The sequence below is a fragment of the Allobosea sp. FBZP-16 genome (assembly GCF_002831785.1).
Classification (GTDB): domain Bacteria; phylum Pseudomonadota; class Alphaproteobacteria; order Rhizobiales; family Beijerinckiaceae; genus Allobosea; species Allobosea lupini.
Genome location: NZ_LNCQ01000023.1, coordinates 226,055 through 249,566, shown reverse-complemented (window position 1 = coordinate 249,566; position 23,512 = coordinate 226,055). Strand labels below are relative to the sequence as shown.

Below are 23,512 nucleotides of genomic sequence, written 5' to 3'. Positions count from 1 at the left end.
TGTTTGGTGCGCGCCGTCCGTTGGCGGCCCGGAACGTCAATCACGGGGATAGTTTAGCCCCCCAGCGATTTGTCAGCCTGCAGGCTCTTTTTCAGGGCCTCGAACAGGTTGACGACATTGCCCTGCCGCCCCTTGTCCGCTGCCCCGGTCGCCGCCTTACGCGCGCCCTTGCGTTTCTTCGACGCGATCAGCTTCAGAAGGTGCTCCTGGACAGGGTCCTTTACCATCTCGGGTGACCAGTCCTTGGTCTTTGCCTCGATGAACCTCTGCGCCAGGTCGAGCAGTTCGGGCTCTGGCTTATCCTTATCGATGTCGGCGAAGTAGGCTTTCGCATCGCGAACCTCGTCGCCATAGCGCAGGGTCCAGAGCACGATGCCCTTGTCGCGCGGCACCAGCATGACGGCGCGCTCGCGCCGATAGAGGACGACACGGGAGACGCCGACCATCTTCGTTGCAGCCATCGCGTCGCGGATCACGGAGAATGCCTCCTCGCCGACCTCGTCGGCAGGCACCAGGTAGTGCGGGCTGTCGAGATAGATCCAGGGAATTGAGTCTCGCGGCACGAAGGCGTCGATGTCGATCGTTCGAACAGTGTCCAGCCTCACGGCCTCGAGCTCCTCGTCTTCGATCACGACGAGCCGTCCGGCTTCGGCCTCATAACCCTTCGCCTGGTCGTCGGCATCGACTGGCTTGCCCGTCTCAGTGTCGACATAGCGGCTGACCACGCGATTGCCTGTCTCGCGATTGAGCGTGTGAAAGCGGACCTTTTCGCTCTCGGATGTCGCCGGGCTCATGGCGACCGGGCAGGTGACCAGCGAGAGCTTGAGGTAGCCCTTCCAATAGGTGCGGGCTGGCATGACGACGCAACTCCACGAACGCAACTGCCGACTCAATGCGGATTGGTCGATTCAGTTCCGAGGCGGCCGGAACCTGCCGCCTCGCCCGGCATTGAATCGCTGGTGTGTTGCGTTGGGAGTTGGTGCCATGGTCTCGCCGCGGGCAAATTGGAAGGGCTATCTGAAGTTCGGCGAGATCAGTTGCCCGGTCGCACTCTACACCGGCGCCAGCACCTCCGAACGCATCGCTTTCCATATGGTCAACCGCGATACCGGACATCGCGTCCGGCGCGAGTTCATCGACCCTGTCACTGAAGAGCCGGTCGACCGCGAGCACCAGATCAAGGGCTTCGAGATCGACACGGACCGCTATGTCGAAATCGAGCCGGACGAAGTCGCTCAGGCCGTTCCGCAGAGCAAAAAGCTTCTGGCGGTGCAGGCCTTCATCCCGTGCGGCGAGATCGATACCGTCTTCTTCGACAAGCCCTACTACCTCGCGCCCTCCGGCAAGATTGCCGATGACGCCTTCGCCGTGATCCGTGAGGCACTGCGCGCCAGCAAGGTTGGGGCGCTGGCGCATGCGGTGCTGTTCCGGCGCTATCGCGCGCTGATGATCCGTGCGCAGGGGCTCGGCCTTGTCGCGCATACGCTCAACTTCGACTACGAGGTCCGGCCCGCGGCAGAGGCCTTCGACGGCATACCCAAGCGCAAAGTCCAGAAGGAAATGCTGGATCTCGCCAAGCACATCATCGATACCAAGAAGGGGGAGTTTGACCCAGCCCAGTTCGATGACCGTTACGAGGCGGCCGTCGCGGAACTGGTCAAGGCCAAGCTCGCCGGCAAGCCGGTCAAGGTTGCGAAAAAGGCCAAGGCGCCGAAGCCCGTCGACCTGCTGGAAGCGCTGCGCGCGAGCGTCGGTGGGAGCGAGCCCAAGGCAGCGAAGCGCAAGCCGGTGAAGAAGGCGGCGTAGGTGGCGAAGGCCGGGCGGCTTCGGGTCGCGACGTTCAACATCAACAACATCAACAAGCGGTTGCCAAACCTACTCGCCTGGCTCGATGCGACGCAGCCCGATATCGTCGCGCTACAGGAGCTGAAGGCAAAGGACTCTGCCTTTCCTCTCGCTGCGGTGGAGGCGGCCGGCTACGGGGCCGTCTGGCAGGGGGAAAAGACCTGGAATGGTGTTGCCCTGTTGGCGCGTGGCGCTGAGCCCGTCATCATACGCCGCCGGCTTCCCGGTGACGACGAGGACGGCCAAGCTCGATACATCGAGGCAGCCATCGGCGGCATCGTCGTCGCGTCGATCTATGCCCCCAACGGTAATCCGCAGCCCGGGCCGAAATTCGCTTACAAGCTCGCCTGGATGAAGCGGCTGATCGCGCACGCCGCGGAGTTGAAGGCGACGGGCGTGCCGGTGATTCTGGCCGGGGATTACAATGTCGCTCCGACCGAGATCGATATCTACCCGACCAAGTCATGGGATGATGACGCCCTGATCCAGCCGGGGCCGCGGCGGAGTTTTCGCCGCTTGGTCGATCAGGGTTGGACCGATGCGCTCCGACATCTGTTCCCTAACCAGCGGATTTATTCGTTCTGGACCTATTGGCGTGGCCGGTTCGAACGAGACCACGGGCTGCGGCTCGATCACATCCTACTGTCTCCCGATCTCGCGGGAGGCCTGGTGGATGCCGGGGTGGACCTCGACGCGCGTGGTCGGGACGGTGCGAGCGACCACGCTCCAGTATGGGCGCTCATGGAACGCTGACGTGGTGCGGAGCACGGCCAAGCTGTCGCGGTTCGGTCAGATGACATAGACGCATCACTTTTACCCTGTACCTTCTAAACTGCAGTTGTCTCCTTGCTTCTGGACATGACCGCGTGCGGCGCATGTTGACGCCGCCAAGCGGAGACCTGTCATGCACACCCGACCTTTGATGCCGCAGTCCCGGACGAAGGAGAGCAGCATTCGAAATCTTAGCTCAATTCGACCGTCCACGACGGTTCTACCTTGGTACGAAGAGGCTGACTTTGCTGAGCTATCGGGGATAGCTGGCCATGGGAGGCAGGACTACCAAATCTGGTACGGCAACATGATGCAGGTAGTCGATGACCTGCTCAGAGAAGAGAAGTCGATCGAGTTCGTGACCGTGCGGCCGGGAGCTTATCTCGCCTGGCTCCGTAAGCGGCCGAATACACCAGAATCACGCCGCCGCTACGCCAAATACCTTGTTAGCGCCTCAGACGCGGGCGCAGCGTAGGCAAGACCGCCTCTACTGCCGCATGAGCGGCGGGCGAAAGGTTTCACGGACGACCATCCTGAATTGGCCGACAGCACGTTCACGAACGTCCGCCTCAGCGGTTTTGCCGGCCTTTCGCAACTGTGCCGCCTCGGCGAGAAACATGTTGGCGACAATTTTCGCCGCCTCATGGGTCAGCGCGGCGCCATCTAGATTTTCGCCCGTGACGGTCTTGCTGACCAGCAGCAGTGTTCGCGTGAGCCCCGCCATGACGTGTTGCGCCAAGCTGAGAAGGTCGACGAGCTTGGCATCATCCAATGCGGCGAGTTCTTCTCGGTCCATACGGTCGTCGCCTCTCCATGGCGAGCACTTCATCGCTCCTGACGGGCCTTGATCGCATCAGTGATTGAGCTCGTTCGCGCTTACTCAACGCGAACGGCTGCCCCGCGTTCCTGCTGGCGACCGCCGCGAGCGTTATCGAACCGGCGCAACTGCCGATCGGCTTGACTCTCAATCATTCGCTTGTTCTTTTTATGTTCTCATTTTGGAGACGAGAACGATGTCAACGCTGCCGGCCGACCAGCAGGTCGAGGACGCGTCCCTGGATGCTGAAATTACGGGGCTAATTGCCGAATTGTTGGAGGAGCACGGCTCAGAGACGGCTGCGCTGCGGGCGTTGGCGCACGACTTCCTCGTACTCCTCGTCGACGCTGATCGTTCTGTCTCGCGCGGCTTCTTACGTGGCGTGTTCTCGCAAGGAGCCCGGCCGGTACATGGCGAGGACGCCTGATGGTCCAGAGGTCGAAGCGCTCTCTATCGTCCAGCAAGATCGAGGAGATGCAGCGCGAGGTAAAAGCCTTCGAATGGAAGGTGCGAAGCTGGGCCGCAGAGGTCCCTATCGGTAGCCCGGTCTATCTCGGTCTCGATCCGCTCAATCATTCGCTCGGCCTAATGGTGCGCATCCTGAATGGCGAAAAGGATGGCACGGGGTTCGAGCGTCGCTATGGTGAGGGCGGTATCGAGTAGGGCGACAGCGCATGTGCGGGCGATTCACCCAGGACTATACGTGGCCCGAGATTTTTGAGTTCAGCCAACCGCTGACTGTCCCAGCGGAGCCAGTGCGCAATGTGCAGGCGCGGTACAATATCGGCCCGACGACACTGATCGATATTCTGGTGAAGACGCCGGCTGGTCGAGAGCTCTGGAAAGTGCGTTGGGGGCTGATACCGCCCTGGCATAAGGGCACTGCGAAAGAGATCAAGCCGCACATCAACGCGCGAATAGAGACGGTCGACTCGAATGGCCTGTTCAAGCGCGCCTATGTGAAAAACCGCTGCGTCATACCGGCGAGCGGTTTCTTCGAATGGACCACCGACGAGGGCGGCGCCAAAATCCCGCACTACATCAGCGCGAAGGATGGCGCGATCCTGGCGTTCGCCGGCATCTGGGAGCGCTGGCGGGACGAGAAGGGCGAAGAGGTGATCAGCGCCAGCATCATCACTCGCGAAGCCAACGCCTTCATGTCGAAGATCCACGACCGGATGCCGGCGATGCTGCATCCCGCCGACTTCGACGCCTGGCTCGATGGCACGGCCGGCAAGGATGCGCTGATGAAGCCACCGCCGGAGCTGCGCGAGTGGATCGTCAACAAGCGCATGAACAAGACCGGTGCGGGCGATGACGATCCAGCGACTATCGATGCGGTCGAGCAGGAGTTGTTTCCAGAGGTGAAGCCGCCGGCTCAGGGCGACCTATTCTGATGGGCCATTGGGAACAGATCGGCGTCGGAAACCGGAATAGCCGCGCACCGCGGGCCGCCTGGCGGCGCTGGTGGCGTCGGCTGCATCAGCATGGGAATGCCTCGCTGACAGCTGGCAGCTGGACGGCGCTAGTGGGGTTGGTTCTGTGGGCGTTCGGGCTGCTCTGAGGCGTCGTCCGGGCTGAATACGACATGGCCGCGCCGCCCGCGCTCCAGACGGCCGTTGATCCGGCCTTCAGATTCCATCCTCAGTTCAACCGCAGCATGCCAGTCGCCCGCGTCGCTACCATCCTGGAAGATAATCTGGTCCATTCTGTCGAATGACAGTGAAGCATTTCGCACTGGGCTTAGTTTCTATCTCCGGCGCCAATCGGGGGTCGTCTTGCATGATAGCAATCCTCTCGACATAGTCGCCAACGAGGATGGGGGGCACGATGAAGAAGCGGCTCATCTTCGTTGCCGTGGCGGCGTTGATTCCGGCAACCGTGCTGCTGGCTTACAACGAATACACCTCGCGGGCAGCGATTAAGGCGCAAGTTAACGCCAAGGCGCTCGAGGAAAACCGCCAGGCGGCCTCAGAGATTGAGCGCCTGATCGAAGGCGCGAAAGGCCTGCTGGCGGCGACGGCTGCCATCCCCGATGTTCAGCGAGCCGCAGCCGATCCTGCTGCCTGCAAAGACACTCTGGCACCGCTGCTTCCCGCAGTCCCATGGATCAGAAACCTCTTTGTGCTCGACCTCTCCGGCACACTGATTTGCGAGCCCACAGGCGTGCCGCTTGGCCCGAGCTTCGCCGATAGACCGTATTTCCAAGAGGCGGTCAGGCGGAACGCCTTCCACATCGGAGAATATACCCAAAGCCGATTGACGGACGTCGCTGTACTGCCGCTTGCCCTGCCGCTGCGCAACAAGGAGGGCCGCACAATTGCCATTCTGACCAGCGGCATTCGGCTGGATTGGTTAAATGACCGCATTCGCGAGCGCGGTTTGGGAGAGCGCGGCGCTCTGACGATTGCGGATCGCAACGGCGTCATCATCGCCCGCAACCCGCAGCCGGAGCGCTTCGTCGGCACCCGCATTCCGGACAGCTTTCAGCGCTTGGTCAACGGACCGGCCGAAGGCGTCATGGATGTAATAAGCCAGGACGGCACCCCGCGCGTCATCGCGTACAGCCCAACAACGCGTCCGCCAGGAGGCCTATATATCAGCGTCGGCATCTCCAAAGCTGACGCCTATGCAGATGTGAACAGACAGACGTTCATCGCAGCCCTGTCGATCGCCTTAGGAAGCATCATCGCTCTTGGTGCCGCCTGGCTTGCTGGGGGCTTGATCCGCCGTCCGGTCAACCGCATCGTCAGCGTCATCAAGGCTTGGCAAGCTGGAACCGGCAGCGCCCGGACGGCCTTGCGCGCCAAGGAGGGCGATGTCGAGATGGTCGGCGAAGCCCTCGACCGGATGTTGGACGAGCTCGAACGGCGCTCCTTGGAGATCAAGCGCGCCGAGGGGCAGCGCGACCTTCTTATGCGCGAACTCGCACACCGGGTGAAAAATACGCTGACTCTGGTCCAGGCAATCGCGCATCAGACCTTCCGCGGAAAAGACCCGCAGCTCACAAGGTCCTTTGCCGAGCGGCTGATAGCGCTCGCCGGTGCCTATGATGTGCTGCTGGGCCAGGAGTTCGCCGGAGGCGACATCCGGGCCGTCGTGGCGGCAGCGCTCAAGCCCCATCTGCCGCGCAAAGACACCGTGGTAGTCTCCGGCGAACCCCATATGCTGGCGCCCAATATAGCCTTGTCGCTGTCGATGGTAGTGCATGAACTGGCGACTAACGCCACTAAATATGGCGCCCTTTCGGCAGACCATGGTGTCGTGCTGGTATCCTGGAGCGTCGATCGAGGGCGGGTGACGCTGCACTGGCATGAGCGCGGCGGGCCGCCTGTTGCCGTGCCGACCACCGAAGGCTTTGGCTCGAAATTGGTACGCCGCGCGTTCGGCCCTGACGCGGAAGCGTCAGTCGAGATCAAATATCTGCTGAGTGGTGTACGGTGCGAGCTGGCGTTCAATGCGGGCCATGCTGCAGACCGAGGCGAAGCTGTTATCTCGGCCGCTTCCTGACACATCGTTCGCCTCGTTTGCGCGCTGAGACAAGCCGCGTCGCTAGGATTTAATCGGCCTCTGCCGCAACGCTTGTCGTTGCGACCGTGCTCGCGAAGAGATGGATCACCGTTCGCAGGGCGGATAACAGCTACCGCTATGGAACTAGATCTAACGCTAACCGTTCTTAGTTCCTCGATAGGCTTCGCCGCCTTGAGCCATCATGTGAAATGACATTCTGCATCACCATTGGATGCGCTAGCGGGGCAGGATGAACGCTCGGGACGAACATGCGCGTATCGACGCAGAAATCGATCGCGTTGAAAAATCATCCGATCCTTTCGCAGCAGCGGTGCGCGCGACCCGGGCTCGACCTCGTCGCTGCGCCATTCGCTAACTAGGGCGGATGATCCGGCGATGGGCCGAAGCCGCTGCCCGGCAATCGCAATCATAGTCTCGGGCTGGGAGGACTATCAGGCTCATCCCTGGCTGGCCTCAATGAGCGAGAGGATAGCCGCCGATTTCCATTCATACGCTTGGCGGACACCTGCCTCCCATGCCTTGCCTTCCGGTGTGTCAGCCCTGGGGCGACGAATCCAGACCGCGATCAAGTCTTCGACGTCGCTGGCGTCGAGTGCCTCTTTCAGACCCTCCAGCCGGCCGGCAACACGAGCCTCGCTGACCAATCGCTTGCAATCGTTAGAGCTGACCGCTTCCGGCATTCCACCCTCCCGACGACTGGCGCTCCAACCTACTGACGCGGTGGCGCTACCTGTAGATCCGTAGGACTCTTCGGCAAGTCTCGCTGATCGACATGGCCTGACTGCCGCTCGCGCTGCGTGTCAGCGTGATAGAGGTTGAAGCCGACGAATATCGCCAGGATCATGGCGCCGAGAGTGGCGACCGCCAATAGCGCAGCTATACCGGCCTTTTTAGGCGGAGGAGGATCGTGGTCCATCAGGCTCGCTCCGAATAATGACACCCCCCTCTTGGCAAACTGCGCCGGCTCCAACAGGGCCGAATTCTTGTCGGCTCGTTCCAGCTCAGGCCGGCATGCGCCCATCGGGAGTATATTTGTCGACAGCGTCGGGCAGTCGCTGCGATAACCTCTCCACGATTTCTTCCCGGCTGAGCCCAGTCTGTGCAGCGAGGCGATTCAGGATGTCGGGGCCAATTGCCTGCTCCAGATCGCGCCCCTCGATTCGCTCGTTTGGGCCGCTACGGACCCACGAATCCGCAGCCTCGCCACGGCCAGCCTGCTTGAAGCGTTCGATCAGTTCTTGGATACCGTTGCCCAGAAGACCGCCGATCCCACCCGCCGAGGCCGACTGAGCACCTCCCGTGATCCTATCGAGGTCCGCTGGCGCATCCTGGGCGGGCTTTCCCTGCTGTGAGCCGCCGAACCATTCAGCGAGCTTGTCCCGGTTTTGATAGCCCGCGACTGCAAGCAGCCCCAGCAAGGCCGTCATGGACGGAAAGCCACCATTTTCGTTGCTCATTTGCCTCTCCCTCGCCTTGTACTAGGCGTTGCGGCGACTCATCATCGACCAAGCCATGAGCACCAAGATGGCTCCGATCACTGCGCCAACGAGGCCAGCCCCTTCACCGGGGCGATACCAACCCAGCGCTTGACCGAGAAACGTGGCGACGAAGGCGCCGACGATGCCGAGCACGGTCGTGAGAACGAAACCAGCCGGCTCGTTGGATCCGGGCGACAGAAACTTGGCTATGACGCCAGCGACAAACCCGATGATGATCGTCCAGATGATGCCCATGGCTGATCCTCATGATCTGGCCCGGCGCAATGTGCGCTCGGGGCCACCCATGAACCGCAGCTGTGCGTAGAAAGTTCCGATAGAAGGTCGATTCATTAGGCGACCGCAGGCAAGCAGCAAACTGGCGAAGCGCACGGTTCGCGGCTCAACTAGCATTCAAATCTCGATCCGGCTGAAAGGACCAGCGAAGCACCACCGCATAGGCGACAAGATTGACCAACGTTCGTGAGAATTTCCGCAGCGCAGGCATGGTCCGCTCCAAAGCAACTGGCTCAGCCAGCGTTCGCAGCCTTCAACTGGATTGCCCTCTGGTCGGTTCCTGCTGGAGCGCTATGGCATTGAGCGGCGAAGACTTTGGCTGGCGGGTCCGCGTCCAACGTCTCCAGATCGTCCGCCAGCAAGCAGAAGCGTTTTGTCAGCGACGCCGCGAGTTTCACGAGATCCAGTTGCCCATCGATCAGGACCGATTGAAGGTCTCGATTATCGAGAATATGGGCGTCGCAACGTCCGGGGAGCTGCTTTTCGATCTCGCGATAGATCGCTTCGGCCAGCCGTTCGCAATCGCACGACATGGACGTTTGGATCCTTCAAAGCCTGAGTGTCGTCAAACAGATGGTGTCACGTGGCCGAAAAGAAAGGTCCTCGACGCAAGTGATCCCAGCGCAATTGAGGACGACGACCATGCGACCACCGAAGCGATGAACTGTTCCGAAGGCCCATGAACGCAGATCGGTATTGAAAACCAGCCACTGCCGCACGAACCCCGCAGATGCAAGCTCACCGACGCCTTTCGCCGTCAACGGCGAGGACATCGGGTCAGTTTCGTCGAGGAACGCCGCCTCCGGTGCTCGGGCGCCGTTCGCGGTCGCTGCTTGATTCCCCCAAGTCGAAGTGCGCCGCGGTCGCAAAAAGCAAGTAGCCGAAGAATGTTCACGTTTCGACGAAGCGCCGACGTCGGCTAGTGGCGCAATGGCGGCACTGGAGGGGTCCCCACGAACCTCGCAATCCACCGGTCTCCAATATTCCGAAAGGCCGATTTCTGTGAGCGTTTCGTATTGACTGCGTTCATCCGGCCTTAGGCCCGAAGGAGATCACTCTCGCTCCATCACGCCATGCGTCAAGTTGATCGGCCCACCACTGCGCCATTGTCACCCGCTCCTGCCAATGCTCGCCGCGTGCATAAGCGCGGCGCACCGCATCGGGGTCCTGATGCGCCAGCGCGCGCTCAATGGCGTCTGCGGAGAACTTACCGCTCTCATTTAGGAGCGTCGAGGCGGCGGCACGGAAGCCATGCGAAGACATTTCGTCCTGCGTAAAGCCCATGCGGCGCAGCGCACCATTCAGCGTGTTCTCCGAGATCGGCCGCTGCTCGACTTTGCGCCCCTCACCACCGCTGACACCGTAGCCGGGCAGGACAAGTCTACCGCTCCCGCTGATAGGCCGAAGCTCACTCAAGACGGCAACCGCCTGATGTGGCAGCGGCACCCGATGTTCCCTCCGCATCTTCGCGCGTGTCGCGGGAATCGTCCAAACAGCCTTCTCAAGGTCGAATTCGCGCCATTCCGCCATACGCAATTCACCGGGGCGGGGAAAGAGATAGGCCATCAGCTTCAAGGCCGCGTTAGTCGATGGCTGGCCGTTGAATCCGTCGATCGCGCGCATCAGGCCGCCGAGCTGAACCGGGTCTGTAATGGCAGCGCGATGCTTTACGACAGGAGCCGACAGCGCCCCGCGAAGGGCGAAGGTCGGATCGTTCTCGGCCCGCGCGGTCGCGATAGCGTAGCGGAAGACTTCGCCGATTACCGCGCGCAGGCGCTTGGCAGTTTCGAGCCGCCCCTTGTCCTCCACCTTGCGCAAGGCGGACAGGGCTTCCGCCGCGGTGATTTCTGAAACCGGGCGGTCGCCGATCGCGGCATTCGCAAGCCCATGTAACCATTCAAGCTTGGCAAGGGTGTTAGCTGCCTTGCCCTCGCGCCGCTTCTTGTCCAGAAGTTCGGCGGCGATCTTGGCGAAGGTCTGGCCCTGCGAATCAAGCGCCTGCGCCTTGACCGCCCGCTTCTGTATCGAGGGATCGCGGCCGGCGATTAAGTGAGCCCTGGCTTCCTGGCGCTTGGCTCGCGCCTCGGAAAGGCCAATGGCGGGATAGGGGCCAATCGCCAGCTTCTTCTGCTTTCCGGCAAACCGATAAGCCAGCCGCCAGAGTTTGGCGCCGTTGGGCATGAGCCAAAGTTGAAGGCCCCCACCATCGGACAGTTTCCGAACCGAGGCGGCTGGCTTGGCGGCGCGGATTGCGACATCGGACAGCGGCATGTGTTGGCCTCGCCCTTGTTGGCCTCGTTGGCTAGGCCAACAGAAAGGCCAACAATCGACACGGCTGTCAATGAACGTCCCTGGACGCCAGCGACGCGAAGTGGTGCAAAAAGCAACGAAAAACCGCCCTTTCGGGGCGGCTGCGAACGTCTCTGAAAGCAGAAGTGGTGCCGCAAGAGGGATTCGAACCCCCGACCCCCTCATTACGAATGAGGTGCTCTACCAGCTGAGCTATTGCGGCGACGGGTGGGGCTGTATCAGCCCGACCCCGTTTTGACAAGGCAGACAAGCCCACCGGAGGCATGGAATTCACGCCCGGCTGTGGGAAGCCCGCGGGGACACCAGCGCGCCTGCCGCTCAGCCCTTCTTCAGCTTTTCCGTCTCGGCCTTCTCCTGGCCGAGGGCGACGATGCCGCGGCGGATGGCACGGGTGCGGGTGAAATGCTTGTGCAGGGTCTCGCCGTCGCCATAGCGGATGGCGCGGGTGAGCAGCGCAAGATCCTCGTTGAAGCGGCCCAGCATCTCCAGCACCGCCTCCTTGTTGGCGAGGAAGACGTCGCGCCACATGGTCGGGTCGCTCGCAGCGATGCGGGTGAAGTCGCGGAAGCCGCCGGCCGAGAACTTGATCACCTCCGACTGCGTCACCGCCGCGAGATCCTCGGCGGTGCCGACGATGTTGTAGGCGATCAGATGCGGCAGGTGGCTGGTGATGGCGAGGACGAGGTCATGGTGCTGCGAGCCCATGACCTCGACGATCGCCGCCATGCCTTCCCAGAACTGACGGGTGCGGGCGATCGCGGCCTCGTCCGTGCCGGGCGGCGGCGTCAGGATGCACCAGCGATTGAGGAAGAGGCTGGGGAAGCCGGCATCGGGGCCGGAATTCTCGGTGCCGGCGACCGGATGGGCCGGGACGAAATGCACGCCCTCGGGCAGATGCGGGCTGACCGCTTCGACCACCGCATGCTTGACCGAGCCGACATCCGACAGGATCGCGCCGGCCTTCAGCACGGGCGCGATCTCCTGCGCGACTGCGCCGCAGGCACCAACCGGCACGCAGAGCACGATATGGTCGGCGTCGCGCGCCGCCTCGAGCGCGCTCTCGGCGACTTCATGTCCGAGATCGAGCTCGCGGGCTCTCCGGCGGACATCGGGGTCGGCGTCGCTCAGCACGATATGGCGGGCGAGGTTGAGCTCCTTGGCCGCATGCGCGATCGAGGAGCCGATCAGGCCGATGCCGATGATGGCGAGCCGCCCGAAGAGCGGCTCGTCGCGGCGCGGCGCGAATGTTTCCGGCGCGCTCACGCGGCCTTGCCCAGGAACTCGGCCAAGGCCGCGACAACGAGCCGGTTGGCCTCCTCGCTGCCGATGGTCATGCGCAGCGCGTCCGGCAGGCCGTAGGAGGCGACCGAGCGCAGGATCAGCCCGCGCTGGGTCAGGAAGGCGTCGGCCTCCTTCGCACTCTTGCCGCCAGCGGCGGGGAAATGGATCAGGAGGAAGTTGCCGACCGAAGGCGTGACGGTGAGGCCGAGCTTCTCCAGCTCGGCCGTGGTCCAGGCCAGCCATTTGTCGTTGTGCTCGATCGCCGAGGCGATGTGAGCCTCGTCGGCGATGGCAGCGACACCGGCTTCGATCGCGGCGCCATTGACGTTGAAGGGGCCGCGGGTGCGGTTCAGCGCATCGATGATGTGGGCGGGACCATAGGCCCAGCCGAGGCGCAGGTTCGCCAGGCCGTAGATCTTCGAGAAGGTGCGGGTCATCACGACGTTCTCTGATGTCGCGACAAGTTCGAGGCCCGAGGCGTAATCGTTGCGCCGGACATATTCGGCATAGGCCGCGTCCAGCACCAGCAGGACATGCGGCGGCAAGCCGGCCTGCAGGCGCTTGACCTCGTCGAAGGGCAGATAGGTGCCGGTCGGGTTGTTGGGATTGGCCAGGAAGACGATCTTGGTGCGCGGCGTCACCGCGGCGAGGATCGCATCGATATCGGCGGTGAGGTTCGTCTCGGGCACGATCACCGGCTTGCCGCCGGCGGCGAGGATCGCGATCTTGTAGACGAGAAAGCCATGCTCGGTGAACACGCCCTCGTCGCCATCGCCGAGATAGACCTTGGTGATCAGCTGCAGCAACTCGTCCGAGCCGGTGCCGCAGACGATGCGGTTGGCGTCGAGCCCGTAGCGGCCGGCGATCGCCTCGCGCAGCTTGGTCGCCGAGCCATCCGGATAAAGCTCGAGCTTGCCGGCGAGGTTGCCATAAGCCGCGATCGCCTTCGGGCTCGGGCCGAGCGGGGTCTCGTTGGAAGAGAGCTTGTGCAGCTTGACGCCGGCCGGGGCCGACGACTTGCCGGGGACATAGGCCTCGATGTCGAGGACACCGGGACGCGGGACGGGGCGGGGAGCGGGCAGAGCCATGGGGCTGGGCTTTCGGTTTCGGGCGTTTCTTTTAAACCAACGAAGTCATCCCGGGCGACCGGAGGGAGACCCGGGATCCATTCCGGAACCTCCTTCGGAAAGGCTCCGGAATGGATCCCGGATCGGCGCGGCCTCGCCGCTTGTCCGGGATGACGAAGAGGGTTCAGCGATAAGGGTTCATTTCAAGAGCGGACGGATTTGAAGGCGAAGCGAGCGGCGTGGCTGCCGATCTCGGTCAGCTCCTTGAGGCCCGCGGGTTCGAGTGCGCTGCGGATGGCGTCGACCGGCGTCTCGCCGGAGGCCGCCACCAGCAGCGCCAGATGCGAGCCGTCGGCGGCGCTGGCCGAGACTTCGGCGAGGTGCTGGGCAAGGCCGTGGCGAAGCTGCTCAGACCAGCGCTCGACGCGGGCGGCGTAGAGCACGATCTCGCGCACGGCGGCGTCGGTCAGCGGCTTGGCGATGCAGTAGACCGGCGTGCCGGCGGGATGGTCGGGCCGCTCGATGAAGGGCAGGCGCGCGATGATCTTGGGCTGGGCGGGGCCGATCAGGTCGCGCCACCAGACGCCGGCGCTGGCGCCCAGGTCCATGCGGAAGATGCCGAGATCGCCGGCCGAATCCGCCACCGCCGCGATCACGGCGCGGGCATCCTCATGGGTGACGAAAGGCACGGTGAAGCCGAAATGGAAGCGAGCGCTGTCGCGCATCGCCGCATCGCCGCCGGAGATGTCGGCATGGACCGAATAGTTCGCCTGCACGAAGGTGAAGGTCGCGATGATGATGCGCCAGATGCTCTCGACCGTGTCGAGCGGCAGCAGCCCCTGATGGCGCAAGGCGAGTCGCTTCATCATGTCGGCCTCGCGGCCCGGGCGGAAGGCCGAGCCGGACACCTGCGTCTTCTTGATCGCGATCAGCGTCTCGATGATCTGCGAGCGCTCCATCAGCAGGCCGTGCATCGCCGCATCGATGCGGTCGATCTCGCTGCGCAGATCGGCGAGCGTGGTCGGGGCGGCTTGCGTCATGATGGCCAGACTTCGTTAGAGCCTCGAACAAAACCTGAGCAGGTCTGGACGCCGGCAATTCGTCCGATCCGCCAGGAGCGACGTGCAGCCGATACCGTTGGTACCGGCAAGCGGCGCGACGCCGCGGGCGGGCGAATTCCCGGCGCCGAAGGTGGGCCTTGGAGGGCCGCCTGCGGCGTCGAAGCGACTTGCCGATATCGAAGGATATCGGCTGCGCGCTCCTCCTGGCATCCGACTCCTCCAAGACCCATCCAGACCTGCTCAGGTTTTGTTCGAGGCTCTCAATCGTGCCGGTCTCTTAGCGGTCACCGAAGGGCTTGGCAAAGCGTTCGCGACGCATCGCTGCGTTGACAGACGGGAAGAGCCGCGCCATCGGTAATATCCGCTATTACGAACGGACCGGGCGACAAGACAAATCCGAATGCCGAACCGGACGCAAGCTCCCGAACCTCTCGCCGATCCGCTGGCCGAAGCCAATCAGCCGTCGAGCCTGCTCGTCCAGTTCGGGCCGGACAAGGCCCTGCAGCTCGATTCCGGCGCAGTGCTGCAGCATTGGCAGATCGCCTACCAGACTTACGGCACCTTGAATGCGTCCCGGTCGAATGCCGTCCTCGTCTGCCACGCCCTGACCGGCGACCAGTATGTCGCGAGCCGCAACCCGGTCACCGGCAAGGGCGGCTGGTGGACGGCGATGATCGGGCCGGGCAAGCCGATCGACACCGACCGCTTCTTCATCATCTGCGCCAATGTGCTCGGCGGCTGCATGGGCACGACCGGCCCGGCCTCGACCAATCCGGCGACAGGCAGGCCGTGGGGCCTGTCCTTCCCGATGGTGACGATCCGCGACATGGTGCGGGCGCAGGCGCATCTCGTCGACTCGCTCGGGATCGACAGCCTGTTCTGCGTCGCTGGTGGCTCGATGGGCGGGATGCAGGTGCTGCAGTGGGCGGCGAGCTATCCGACGCGGGTGTTCAGCGCCCTGCCGCTCGCCACCGCCGCTAAGCACTCGGCCCAGAACATCGCCTTCCACGAGGTCGGCCGCCAGGCGGTGATGGCCGATCCGGACTGGCGCCAGGGGCGCTATCTCGACGAGGGCACAAGGCCTTCGAAAGGACTCTCTGTGGCGCGCATGGGCGCGCACATCACCTATCTCTCGGAGCCGGCGCTGCATCGCAAGTTCGGCCGCAAGCTGCAGGAGCGCAGCGCGCCGACCTTCACCTTCGACGCCGACTTTCAGGTCGAGAGCTACCTGCGCCATCAAGGCGTCAGCTTCGTCGAGCGCTTCGACGCCAATTCCTATCTCTACGTGACGCGCGCGATGGACTATTTCGACCTCGCCGACGACCACGACGGCGTGCTGGCCAAGGCCTTCGCCGGGACGCGGACGCGGTTCTGCGTCGCCTCGTTCACCTCCGACTGGCTGTTCCCTACCGCCGACTCGCGCGCCATTGTGCACGCCCTCAACGCGGCCGGCGCCTCGGTCTCCTTCGTCGAGCTCGAAAGCGACAAGGGCCACGACGCCTTCCTGCTGGAGGAGCCCAACCTGTTCGCGACGACGCGCGGCTTCATCGGCGCCGCGGCGCGGGCCAGGGGGATCTGAGCATGGCGCTGGCGGACACCCAGACCAACCGCATCGACCTGCGGCTCGTCGCCGAGATGGTGACACCGGGCTCCCGCGTGCTCGATGTCGGCTGCGGCGACGGCGAGTTGCTGTCGCTGCTCGCCGAGACGCGCGGCGTCGACGGGCGCGGCATCGAATTGTCGCGCGAAGGCGTCGCCGGCTGCGTCGCGCGCGGCCTTTCTGTCGTCCAGGGCGATGCCGACACCGATCTCGCCGACTATCCCGACGACAGTTTCGACTACGTCATCCTCTCGCAGACCATCCAGGCGACCCGCAATCCACGCGATGTGCTGGAACACATGCTGCGCATCGGCCGGCGCGCCATCGTCTCCTTCCCGAATTTCGGGCATTGGCGCATGCGCACCCAGGTCTTCTTCATGGGTCGGATGCCTGTGACCGACTCCCTGCCCTATGCGTGGTGGGAGACGCCCAACATCCATTTCTGCACGATCCGCGACTTCGTCGCGCTGTGCGACGCCGTCGGCGCGGAAAAGGAACGTGCCGTCGCGCTCGACGTCTCCGGCGGCAGGGTTGGCGTCAGCGCGCCCTGGTGGTTCTGGAACCTCTTCGGTGCGCAGGCGGTGTTCCTGCTGAAGCGGGGGTAGCCTCGTTCAGAACGCCTCTTCCCAGTTCCTGCTCAACCGCATCGCCGAATTGATCAGGCCGACCATCGAATAGGTCTGCGGGAAGTTGCCCCAGAGCTCGCCGGTTTCGAGATCGGCATCCTCCGAGAGCAGGCCGAAGCTGTTGCGGCGCTGCAGGATGCGGCCGAAGAGCTCCTTCGCCTCGTCCTTGCGGCCGATCGCGTGCAGCGCATCGACATACCAGAAGGCGCAGATCAGGAAGCCGGTGTGCATGAAGCCGAAATCGTCCTGCGTGCCATAGCGCAGGATCAGGTCGCCGCGGCCGAGCTCGCGGCCGATCGACTCCACGGTCGCGATATAGCGCGGATCGTCCGGCTTGACGAAGCCGAGCTCGGCGATCAGCAGCAGCGTCGCATCGAGATCGGCGCCGTCGAAGGTCGAGACGAAATGACCCTTCTCCTGGTTCCAGATCCGGTCGGTGATGATGCCCTTCAGGCGCTTGGCCTCAGCCCGCCAGTATTCCTTGCGATCGGCGCGGCCGAGCGTGCCGGCGATGCGGGCAAGCCGGTCGCAGGCCGCCCAGCACATCACGCTGGAGAAAGAATGGACCACCTCTTTCTCGCGCAGCTCCCAGGGGCCGGCATCGGGCTTGTCGAAGACCGCGATGGCGCGCTCGCCCATGCGTTCGAGTTGCGCGAAGAGCGCCTCCTTGCCCGGCTGGATCAGGCGGCGGTCGAAGAAGGACTGGGTCGCGGCGAGCACGACGGCGCCATAGCCGTCGTTCTGGATCTGTGTGGCGGCGCCGTTGCCGACGCGCACGGGCTGATGGCCGCGATAGCCGGCGAGGTTAGGCACCTCGAACTCACGCAATTCGCCGCCGCGCGTGATCGGATAGAGCGGCGGCAGGTGCTCGGCGCCGCTCTCCGAATAGGTGTCGACGATGTTGGTGATGAAGCCGAGATAGTCCTCCATCGTCCGGGTCGTTCCGAGGCGATTGAGGGCGTGGACGACGAAATAGGCGTCGCGCAGCCAGCAGAAGCGATAATCCCAGTTGCGCTGCGTGCCCGGTGCCTCCGGGATCGAGGTGGTCAGCGCCGCGACGATGGCCCCGCTCTCCTCGAAGGAGCAGAGCTTCAGCGTGATCGCGGCACGGATGACCTCGCGCTGCCACTCGAACGGAATCGAGAGCGAGCGGACCCAGTCGCGCCAGTAGTCGGTGGTCTTGTCGAGAAATTCGCGCGAGGTCGTCTCGATCTCGGCACGCAGCGCCTCGTCCGAGCCGATGAAGAAGGAGAACGGCTTCTCGACCGCAAACGGAATGCTCTCCAGCACATAGGAAACGGGCGCGTCCGTCGTCAGCCGGATCGTCTGGTCGGCGCCGACGAAGCGGACATGATTCGAGCCGCGAGTGATCTCGTCCGGCTCCTCGCCGAGGCCGAGGCAAGGCTTGACCACGACGCGGATGCGCGGGCGCCCGGAGATTCGGCGAACACGGCGCACAAGCTGCGGAGGCCGGAAGAAGCGCTCGAAACGGACGAAGCGCGGGGCGAAGTCGAGAATCTCCAGCGCATTGCCCTGGTCGTCTGACAGCACCGAGGAGAGGATCGCGGTGTTGTCGAGATAGCTCTGCTCGCAGCGGGTCATCCCGACCATCTCGATGGCGAAGACGCCCTTCTTCGGCACAGCGTCGCCGTCGTCGATCTGGTTGTCGATCAGCGAGCAGAAGACGGGGTCGCGGTCGAAGCGCGGAAAGCAGCCCCAGACGATATGGGCACGCCGGTCGATCAGCGCGGCGATCGAGCAATTGCCGATGACGCCGAGATCGAGCGAGGCGACGCGCGGCGAGGCGGTGGTCGTCACAGTCATGCCGGTTCCTGAAATCAGTTCTGGAGAAAGGTTTCGAGCGTGAGGTCGCCGCCGTCGGCGGCAGCGAGCAGAACCTGGCGAAGTGCCGTAGGCGAGGCCAGACGATGGCGGGCGCAGGTTTGGCCATCGCCGATCCGGATCGACAGGCCCGAGGCCGCATTGACCGCGGCAAAGCCATCCTCATCGGTGACATCGTCGCCGACGAAGACCGGCGTGCGGCCGGCATAGGCGTCCTGCTGCATCAGCCAGGTAATGGCGCCGCCCTTGCTCGCGCTCGCCGGAACCAATTCAGCGACCGCCTTGCCGCGCTGGAGGCGCATCGTCGGGCCGATTTCGGCGGCGAGGCCTTCCATCAGTGCGAGCGCTTCGTCGGCGAGCGCAGGCGCAAGCCGCCAGTGCAGCGCGATCGATTGGCGCTTGTCCTCGATGATGACGCCGACATTGGAGTTGGCGAAGCGAACCATGGCGCGGAGGGCGGCGCGGAGCGCTTCCGCGGGAGCGGCGACCGGCGCATCCTCACTGCCAAGGCGGATCTGGGCGCCATGCAGACCGGCAGCGTCGAAGCGATAGGGCGCCATCATCTTGTCGAGCAGCGCCACTGGGCGCCCGGAGACCAGCGCCAGTGCGCCGCCGAGCCGCTGACGCAACGCGTCCAGGGCTTCAGGCAGGCGCCGGTCGATCCGCACATCCTCCGGCGAGGGCGCGATTTCGACCAGGGTTCCGTCGAAATCGAGGAACAGCGCGATCTGCCCGCTGACGGCAACGGCTTTTGCGGGAGGTTCAGCGACCCCGGGACTCAGCATCTGTGACATGACGACCTGGTTAGAGTGTGAAACGGGCGAAAGGACGACAATCGTGAAAGCGTCCCCTCCTCGCCACATTCGAGGTTCAGTTTGGCGCGAGGTCGCCATGATCCGGTCACGGCGGCGACGCGAAGCGGCCGGCAAAGCCGGCGTCACACGAAACATTACGCCTGCCCGCGCGTTCTGTTCCCGCGCCTTTGCGGCAGCGTCAGCAAAATGTGAGGCATCATGCGTCTTGTCGTCGTGTCCAACCGCGTCACCATGCCCGAACGCGGCGAAAAGGTGGCGGCAGGTGGCCTGGCAGTCGCATTGCGTTCGGCCCTCGAGCAACATGGCGGCCTCTGGTTCGGCTGGAGCGGAGCGGTCAGTGGCGAGCCTGCGGCGCAGTTGGAGCCCGTCAAGCACGGCAAGGTCAGCTACGCCGTCACCGACCTGACCGAGGCCGAGCGCCAGAGCTATTATCTCGGCTTCGCCAACCGCGCGCTCTGGCCGCTGATGCATTACCGGCTCGGCCTGACCGAGTTCCCCCGCGCCGACTATGCCGGCTATCTCGGCGTCAACCGCCGTTTCGCCCGGCTGCTCATCCCGCTGCTCAAGCCTGACGACGTCATATGGATCCATGACTACCACCTGATCCCTCTCGCGGCCGAGTTGCGACGGCGCGGCGTCACCAACCGGATCGGCTACTTCCATCATATCCCCTGGCCGCCGGCCGAGGTGTTCGGCTCCCTGCCCTTCTCATCGACCCTGATCAGCACGATGACGGCCTACGACCTGATCGGCCTGCAGACCCAGAACGACGTCGCCAACCTGATCGGCGGGCTGGTTGCGCTCTGCGGTGCGCACCGCGACGGCAACCGGGTCAGGACCGGCCAGCGCGAAGCGGTGGTGCAGGCCTTCCCGATCGGCATCGACGTCGAGGGTTTCCGCAAACTCGCCCAGGCGTCGATCCGGGCGGCGACTCAGCCGGTGAGGGCGACGACTGCCCCTCTGGGCAGCCGCAAGCTGGTAATCGGTGTCGATCGGCTCGACTATTCCAAGGGCATCGTGCAGCGGCTGGAGGCCTTTGGGACCTTCCTGCGCAACCATCCGGAATACCGCGGCGATGTCGGCCTGCTGCAGATCGCGCCGCCCTCGCGCAGCGACGTACCCGAATATGCCGAGCTCGACCGGATGTCGGACGAAGTCGCCGGCCGCCTCAACGCCGCGCTCGGCGAGTTCGACTGGACGCCGATCCGCGTTGTGAAGAAGGCCTATTCGCGCAGCGCTCTCGCCGGTCTCTACCGGCGCGCGCAGGTCGGGCTGGTGACGCCGATGCGCGACGGCATGAACCTCGTCGCCAAGGAATATGTTGCGGCGCAGAATCCCGGCAATCCCGGCGTGCTGGTGCTGTCGCGCTTCGCCGGCGCAGCCCACCAACTCGGCGAGGCGCTGATCGTCAACCCGTTCGACACCCATGAGGTGGCCGAGGCGATCCGGACCGCACTCGCCATGCCGCTATCGGAACGGCAGCGCCGCTTCGAGCGGCTCTACGCGACGATCTCCTCGACCGACATCGACTGGTGGACGTCGCGCTATCTCGCTGCCCTCTCCGGCCTCGATATCCCCAGCGGCGACATCGTGCCGCCGGGGCGACCCAAAACGCGGCGCAACACACGCAAATCGGGCATGAATACCAGCCTCGCACGCGCGGATATGCTTCCCCAGGCCTCCCGACCGACACACGGCAAAGGCGGCGCGTCGCGCGGCAAGGCCTTGCCGAACGCTCCCTCCGCTGGCTAGAAGCAGCCCGCTAGGGGCAGTCAACCCAGCTTGCGCTTGCGACTCAGCGGTTGCGGTGTCAGGTCTGCGGGGGGTATCCGGCTGAAACAGCCGTGGAGGCGGGCGGAGGGCTTTGTTGATGCGAGGCGCACTCGGGGGATCGGGCGTGCTGCTGCGCCGTCTCCGCGAGGTGATGGCGGCACCGGTCAGTCCGCAGGAGCGGCTCGACAGGCTCGTCGTCGTGATCGCCGGCAACCTCGTGGCCGAGGTGTGCTCGGTCTATGTCCTGCGTGAAGATTCCTCGCTCGAACTCTACGCCACCGAAGGCCTCAACCGCGAGGCGGTCCATCTCACCACCATGCGAGCCGGCGAAGGCCTCGTCGGCCTGATCGCCAGCGAGGCGGAACCGCTCGCGCTATCCGACGCGCAATCGCACCCGGCCTTCTCCTACCGCCCGGAGACCGGCGAAGAGATCTATCGCTCCTTCCTCGGCGTGCCGATCCTGCGCGGCGGAGCCGTGATGGGCGTGCTCGTCGTGCAGAACCGGGCCTCGCGCGTCTACAGCGAGGACGAGGTCGAGTCGCTGCAGACCACGGCCATGATCATGGCCGAGATGATCGCCGCCGGCGGCCTGAAGGCGCTGTCGAAACCCGGCGCGACCATCGGGCTCGACCGGCCGATCCACAGCATCGGCACCACCCTCGCCGACGGGGTCGGCCTCGGCCATGCCGTGCTGCACGAGCCGCGCGTCGCGATCACCAACCTGATCGCCGAGGACCCCGGCCGCGAGGTGCAGCGGCTGGAGGCGGCGATCGCGACGATGCGGCTCGCCATCGACGAACTGATCGAGCGCGGCGACGTCGCCCATACCGGCGAGCATCGCGATGTGCTCGAGACCTTCCGCATGTTCGCGCACGACCAGGGCTGGCTGCGGCGGATGCGCGAGGTGGTGATGACCGGCCTCACCGCCGAGGCCGCGGTCGAACGCGTGCAGTCGGACACCCGCGCCAAGATGCTGCGCCAGACCGACCCTTATTTGCGCGAGCGCCTGCACGATCTCGACGACCTCGCCAACCGGTTGCTGCGCACGCTGGTCGGCAAGTCCAATGGCGTCACACGCGAGGATTTGCCCGAGAATGCCATCCTGATCGCGCGCTCGATGGGGCCGGCGGCGCTGCTCGACTATGACCGCCGGCATCTGCGCGGGGTCGTGCTCGAGGAGGGCGGCCCGACCAGCCATATCGCCATCGTGGCGCGTGCGCTCAACATCCCGGCGGTCGGCGAGATCGCCAACGCCACCGCACTGATCCAGGCAGGCGATGCGGTCATCGTCGACGGCCAGGCCGGCGAGGTGCAGATCAGGCCGCAGCCCGACGTCGAGAACGCCTACAAGGACAAGGCCCGCCTGCGCGCCCGCAAGCAGGAGCAGTATCGCAAGCTCAAGACGCAGGCCGCGGTGACCAAGGACGGCGTCGAGATCCAGCTGCAGATCAATGCCGGCCTGCTGGTCGACATGGCCAATCTCGAGGAGACCAACGCTTCCGGCGTCGGCCTCTTCCGCACCGAACTGCAGTTCATGGTGGCCCAGCACATGCCGACCACGGCCGAGCAGCAGGCGCTCTACGATGCGGTGCTCAAGGTCGCGAACGGCCGCCCGGTGACGTTCCGGACGCTCGACATCGGCGGCGACAAGGTGCTGCCGTATATGGAGCGGCTGGAAGAGGAGAACCCGGCGCTGGGCTGGCGTGCCATCCGCATCGGCCTCGACCGCCCCCGGCTGCTGCGTGCGCAGGTGCGGGCCCTGCTGCGGGCCGGCGCCGGCAGCGATATGAAGATCATGCTGCCCATGGTGGCCACGGTGAACGAGTTTCTGCGCGCACGCACGCTGGTGCGGCGCGAGCTAGACATGCTGGAGCGCGACGGCCGCCCGGCGCCGGCCAGCCTGAAGCTCGGCGTCATGGTCGAAGTGCCTTCGCTGCTGTTCGAGCTGCCGGAAATCGCGCGCGAAGCGGATTTCCTCTCGATCGGCACCAACGACCTGATGCAGTTCCTGTTCGCGGCCGATCGCGAGAACAAGCGTGTCTCCGATCGCTTCGACCCGCTCGGCATTGCCGGCCTGCGCGCGCTGCGCAACATCGTCGAAGAAGCCGGCAAGGCGAACTGCCCGGTCACCGTCTGCGGCGAGATGGGCGGCAAGCCGATCGAGACGCTGGCGTTGATCGCGCTCGGCTATCGCTCTTTTTCAATGTCGGCAGCGTCGGTCGGCCCGGTCAAGGCGATGCTGCGCGCGCTGGACGCCGGCAAGGCGCGCCAGCGCCTCGACGCCTGGATGTCCTCTTCCGATAGCGCCGCCAGCCTGCGCCCGCTGCTCGCCGCCCTCGCCGCCGAGATGAAGGTGCCGGTCTAGCGACGCTTAACTCGCGGATCGCGCAGGCCTCCCCGT

Annotated in this window: 22 protein-coding genes and 1 tRNA gene; 11 read left to right on the top strand and 12 right to left on the bottom strand. The window is 64.5% G+C overall.

Features of this window, described 5'->3' with window-relative positions; translation table 11 throughout:
* Positions 1 to 53: 53 nt before the first annotated feature.
* Positions 54 to 857: a non-homologous end joining protein Ku gene (gene ku / locus CXY91_RS10985; RefSeq protein WP_100961251.1), complete on the bottom strand. Its 804-nt coding sequence runs from the start codon at positions 855 to 857 to the stop codon at positions 54 to 56.
* A gap of 127 nt (positions 858 to 984) precedes the next feature.
* Between ku (CXY91_RS10985) and ku (CXY91_RS10980) the strand changes: the two genes are divergently transcribed.
* Both ku (CXY91_RS10980) and CXY91_RS10975 read left to right on the top strand, forming a co-directional pair.
* Positions 985 to 1,806: a non-homologous end joining protein Ku gene (ku, locus tag CXY91_RS10980; protein ID WP_100961248.1), complete on the top strand. Its 822-nt coding sequence runs from the start codon at positions 985 to 987 to the stop codon at positions 1,804 to 1,806.
* Complete coding sequence (locus CXY91_RS10975) at positions 1,807 to 2,598, top strand: exodeoxyribonuclease III (protein ID WP_100961246.1); 792 nt, start codon at positions 1,807 to 1,809, stop codon at positions 2,596 to 2,598.
* A gap of 505 nt (positions 2,599 to 3,103) precedes the next feature.
* Here the strand turns inward: CXY91_RS10975 and CXY91_RS10970 are convergent.
* A complete protein-coding gene (locus CXY91_RS10970) occupies positions 3,104 to 3,412 on the bottom strand; it encodes a hypothetical protein (protein ID WP_100961244.1) in 309 nt (102 codons plus the stop codon).
* A 217-nt stretch (positions 3,413 to 3,629) separates the two neighbouring features.
* On the opposite strand from CXY91_RS10970, the gene CXY91_RS10965 reads away from it, so the two are divergent.
* The 4 genes from CXY91_RS10965 to CXY91_RS10950 all read left to right on the top strand — a co-directional run bounded on the left by CXY91_RS10965 (position 3,630) and on the right by CXY91_RS10950 (position 6,943).
* Positions 3,630 to 3,860: a hypothetical protein gene (locus CXY91_RS10965; protein WP_100961242.1), complete on the top strand. Its 231-nt coding sequence runs from the start codon at positions 3,630 to 3,632 to the stop codon at positions 3,858 to 3,860.
* Entirely contained in the window at positions 3,860 to 4,096 is a 237-nt protein-coding gene (locus tag CXY91_RS10960; protein ID WP_100961240.1) for a hypothetical protein, read from the top strand. The genes CXY91_RS10965 and CXY91_RS10960 overlap by 1 nt, the downstream gene beginning before the upstream one ends.
* A gap of 11 nt (positions 4,097 to 4,107) precedes the next feature.
* Entirely contained in the window at positions 4,108 to 4,830 is a 723-nt protein-coding gene (locus CXY91_RS10955) for an SOS response-associated peptidase (RefSeq protein WP_100961238.1), read from the top strand.
* 433 nt (positions 4,831 to 5,263) lie between these two features.
* Positions 5,264 to 6,943, top strand: coding sequence for a sensor histidine kinase (locus CXY91_RS10950; RefSeq protein WP_158673365.1), 1,680 nt, complete (start codon positions 5,264 to 5,266; stop codon positions 6,941 to 6,943).
* A 458-nt stretch (positions 6,944 to 7,401) separates the two neighbouring features.
* Here the strand turns inward: CXY91_RS10950 and CXY91_RS10945 are convergent, their stop codons facing one another.
* The 3 genes from CXY91_RS10945 to CXY91_RS10930 all read right to left on the bottom strand — a co-directional run bounded on the left by CXY91_RS10945 (position 7,402) and on the right by CXY91_RS10930 (position 8,697).
* Positions 7,402 to 7,644 (bottom strand): hypothetical protein, encoded by a 243-nt coding sequence (locus CXY91_RS10945; RefSeq protein ID WP_100961233.1) that lies wholly within the window; start codon positions 7,642 to 7,644, stop codon positions 7,402 to 7,404.
* A gap of 321 nt (positions 7,645 to 7,965) precedes the next feature.
* Positions 7,966 to 8,421 carry a YidB family protein gene (locus CXY91_RS10935; RefSeq protein WP_100961229.1) on the bottom strand — a complete coding sequence of 152 codons (456 nt, stop codon included), beginning with the start codon at positions 8,419 to 8,421 and terminating at the stop codon, positions 7,966 to 7,968.
* Positions 8,422 to 8,442: 21 nt separating this feature from the next.
* The gene (locus tag CXY91_RS10930) at positions 8,443 to 8,697 is read right to left on the bottom strand and encodes a GlsB/YeaQ/YmgE family stress response membrane protein (RefSeq protein ID WP_091840030.1); all 255 of its coding nucleotides are present in this window, start codon (positions 8,695 to 8,697) and stop codon (positions 8,443 to 8,445) included.
* A 212-nt stretch (positions 8,698 to 8,909) separates the two neighbouring features.
* Between CXY91_RS10930 and CXY91_RS30155 the strand changes: the two genes are divergently transcribed.
* The gene (locus CXY91_RS30155; protein WP_158673364.1) at positions 8,910 to 9,419 is read left to right on the top strand and encodes a hypothetical protein; all 510 of its coding nucleotides are present in this window, start codon (positions 8,910 to 8,912) and stop codon (positions 9,417 to 9,419) included.
* 343 nt (positions 9,420 to 9,762) lie between these two features.
* Here CXY91_RS30155 and CXY91_RS10920 read toward each other — a convergent pair whose 3' ends face one another.
* The 5 genes from CXY91_RS10920 to CXY91_RS10900 form a co-directional block, all read right to left on the bottom strand.
* Complete coding sequence (locus CXY91_RS10920; RefSeq protein ID WP_100961225.1) at positions 9,763 to 11,007, bottom strand: tyrosine-type recombinase/integrase; 1,245 nt, start codon at positions 11,005 to 11,007, stop codon at positions 9,763 to 9,765.
* A 165-nt stretch (positions 11,008 to 11,172) separates the two neighbouring features.
* Positions 11,173 to 11,248 (bottom strand) — tRNA-Thr (locus CXY91_RS10915).
* Between the two features lie 116 nt (positions 11,249 to 11,364).
* Positions 11,365 to 12,309, bottom strand: coding sequence for a prephenate/arogenate dehydrogenase family protein (locus tag CXY91_RS10910; protein WP_100961223.1), 945 nt, complete (start codon positions 12,307 to 12,309; stop codon positions 11,365 to 11,367).
* Positions 12,306 to 13,415, bottom strand: a complete 1,110-nt coding sequence (hisC, locus tag CXY91_RS10905) for a histidinol-phosphate transaminase (RefSeq protein WP_100961221.1) — start codon at positions 13,413 to 13,415, stop codon at positions 12,306 to 12,308. Before hisC ends, CXY91_RS10910 begins: the two co-directional genes overlap by 4 nt.
* Before the next feature lie 182 nt (positions 13,416 to 13,597).
* Positions 13,598 to 14,434: a chorismate mutase gene (locus CXY91_RS10900; protein ID WP_100961219.1), complete on the bottom strand. Its 837-nt coding sequence runs from the start codon at positions 14,432 to 14,434 to the stop codon at positions 13,598 to 13,600.
* Positions 14,435 to 14,855: 421 nt separating this feature from the next.
* Here CXY91_RS10900 and metX point away from each other — a divergent pair, with 421 nt between their 5' ends.
* Together metX and metW are read left to right on the top strand one after the other, a co-directional pair.
* Positions 14,856 to 16,034 (top strand): homoserine O-acetyltransferase MetX, encoded by a 1,179-nt coding sequence (metX, locus tag CXY91_RS10895; protein ID WP_100961217.1) that lies wholly within the window; start codon positions 14,856 to 14,858, stop codon positions 16,032 to 16,034.
* A 2-nt stretch (positions 16,035 to 16,036) separates the two neighbouring features.
* Positions 16,037 to 16,660 carry a methionine biosynthesis protein MetW gene (gene metW / locus CXY91_RS10890; RefSeq protein ID WP_091834120.1) on the top strand — a complete coding sequence of 208 codons (624 nt, stop codon included), beginning with the start codon at positions 16,037 to 16,039 and terminating at the stop codon, positions 16,658 to 16,660.
* 6 nt (positions 16,661 to 16,666) lie between these two features.
* Here the strand turns inward: metW and CXY91_RS10885 are convergent, their stop codons facing one another.
* Together CXY91_RS10885 and otsB are read right to left on the bottom strand one after the other, a co-directional pair.
* Entirely contained in the window at positions 16,667 to 18,505 is a 1,839-nt protein-coding gene (locus tag CXY91_RS10885) for a glycoside hydrolase family 15 protein (RefSeq protein ID WP_100961215.1), read from the bottom strand.
* 14 nt (positions 18,506 to 18,519) lie between these two features.
* Positions 18,520 to 19,641, bottom strand: coding sequence for a trehalose-phosphatase (gene otsB, locus CXY91_RS10880; protein ID WP_349236586.1), 1,122 nt, complete (start codon positions 19,639 to 19,641; stop codon positions 18,520 to 18,522).
* On the opposite strand from otsB, the gene CXY91_RS10875 reads away from it, so the two are divergent.
* A complete protein-coding gene (locus tag CXY91_RS10875; protein ID WP_100961211.1) occupies positions 19,534 to 21,090 on the top strand; it encodes a trehalose-6-phosphate synthase in 1,557 nt (518 codons plus the stop codon). The two genes, otsB and CXY91_RS10875, sit on opposite strands and share 108 nt — an antisense overlap.
* 118 nt (positions 21,091 to 21,208) lie before the next feature.
* Positions 21,209 to 23,476, top strand: coding sequence for a phosphoenolpyruvate--protein phosphotransferase (gene ptsP / locus CXY91_RS10870; protein ID WP_199777405.1), 2,268 nt, complete (start codon positions 21,209 to 21,211; stop codon positions 23,474 to 23,476).
* Positions 23,477 to 23,512 lie beyond the last annotated feature (36 nt).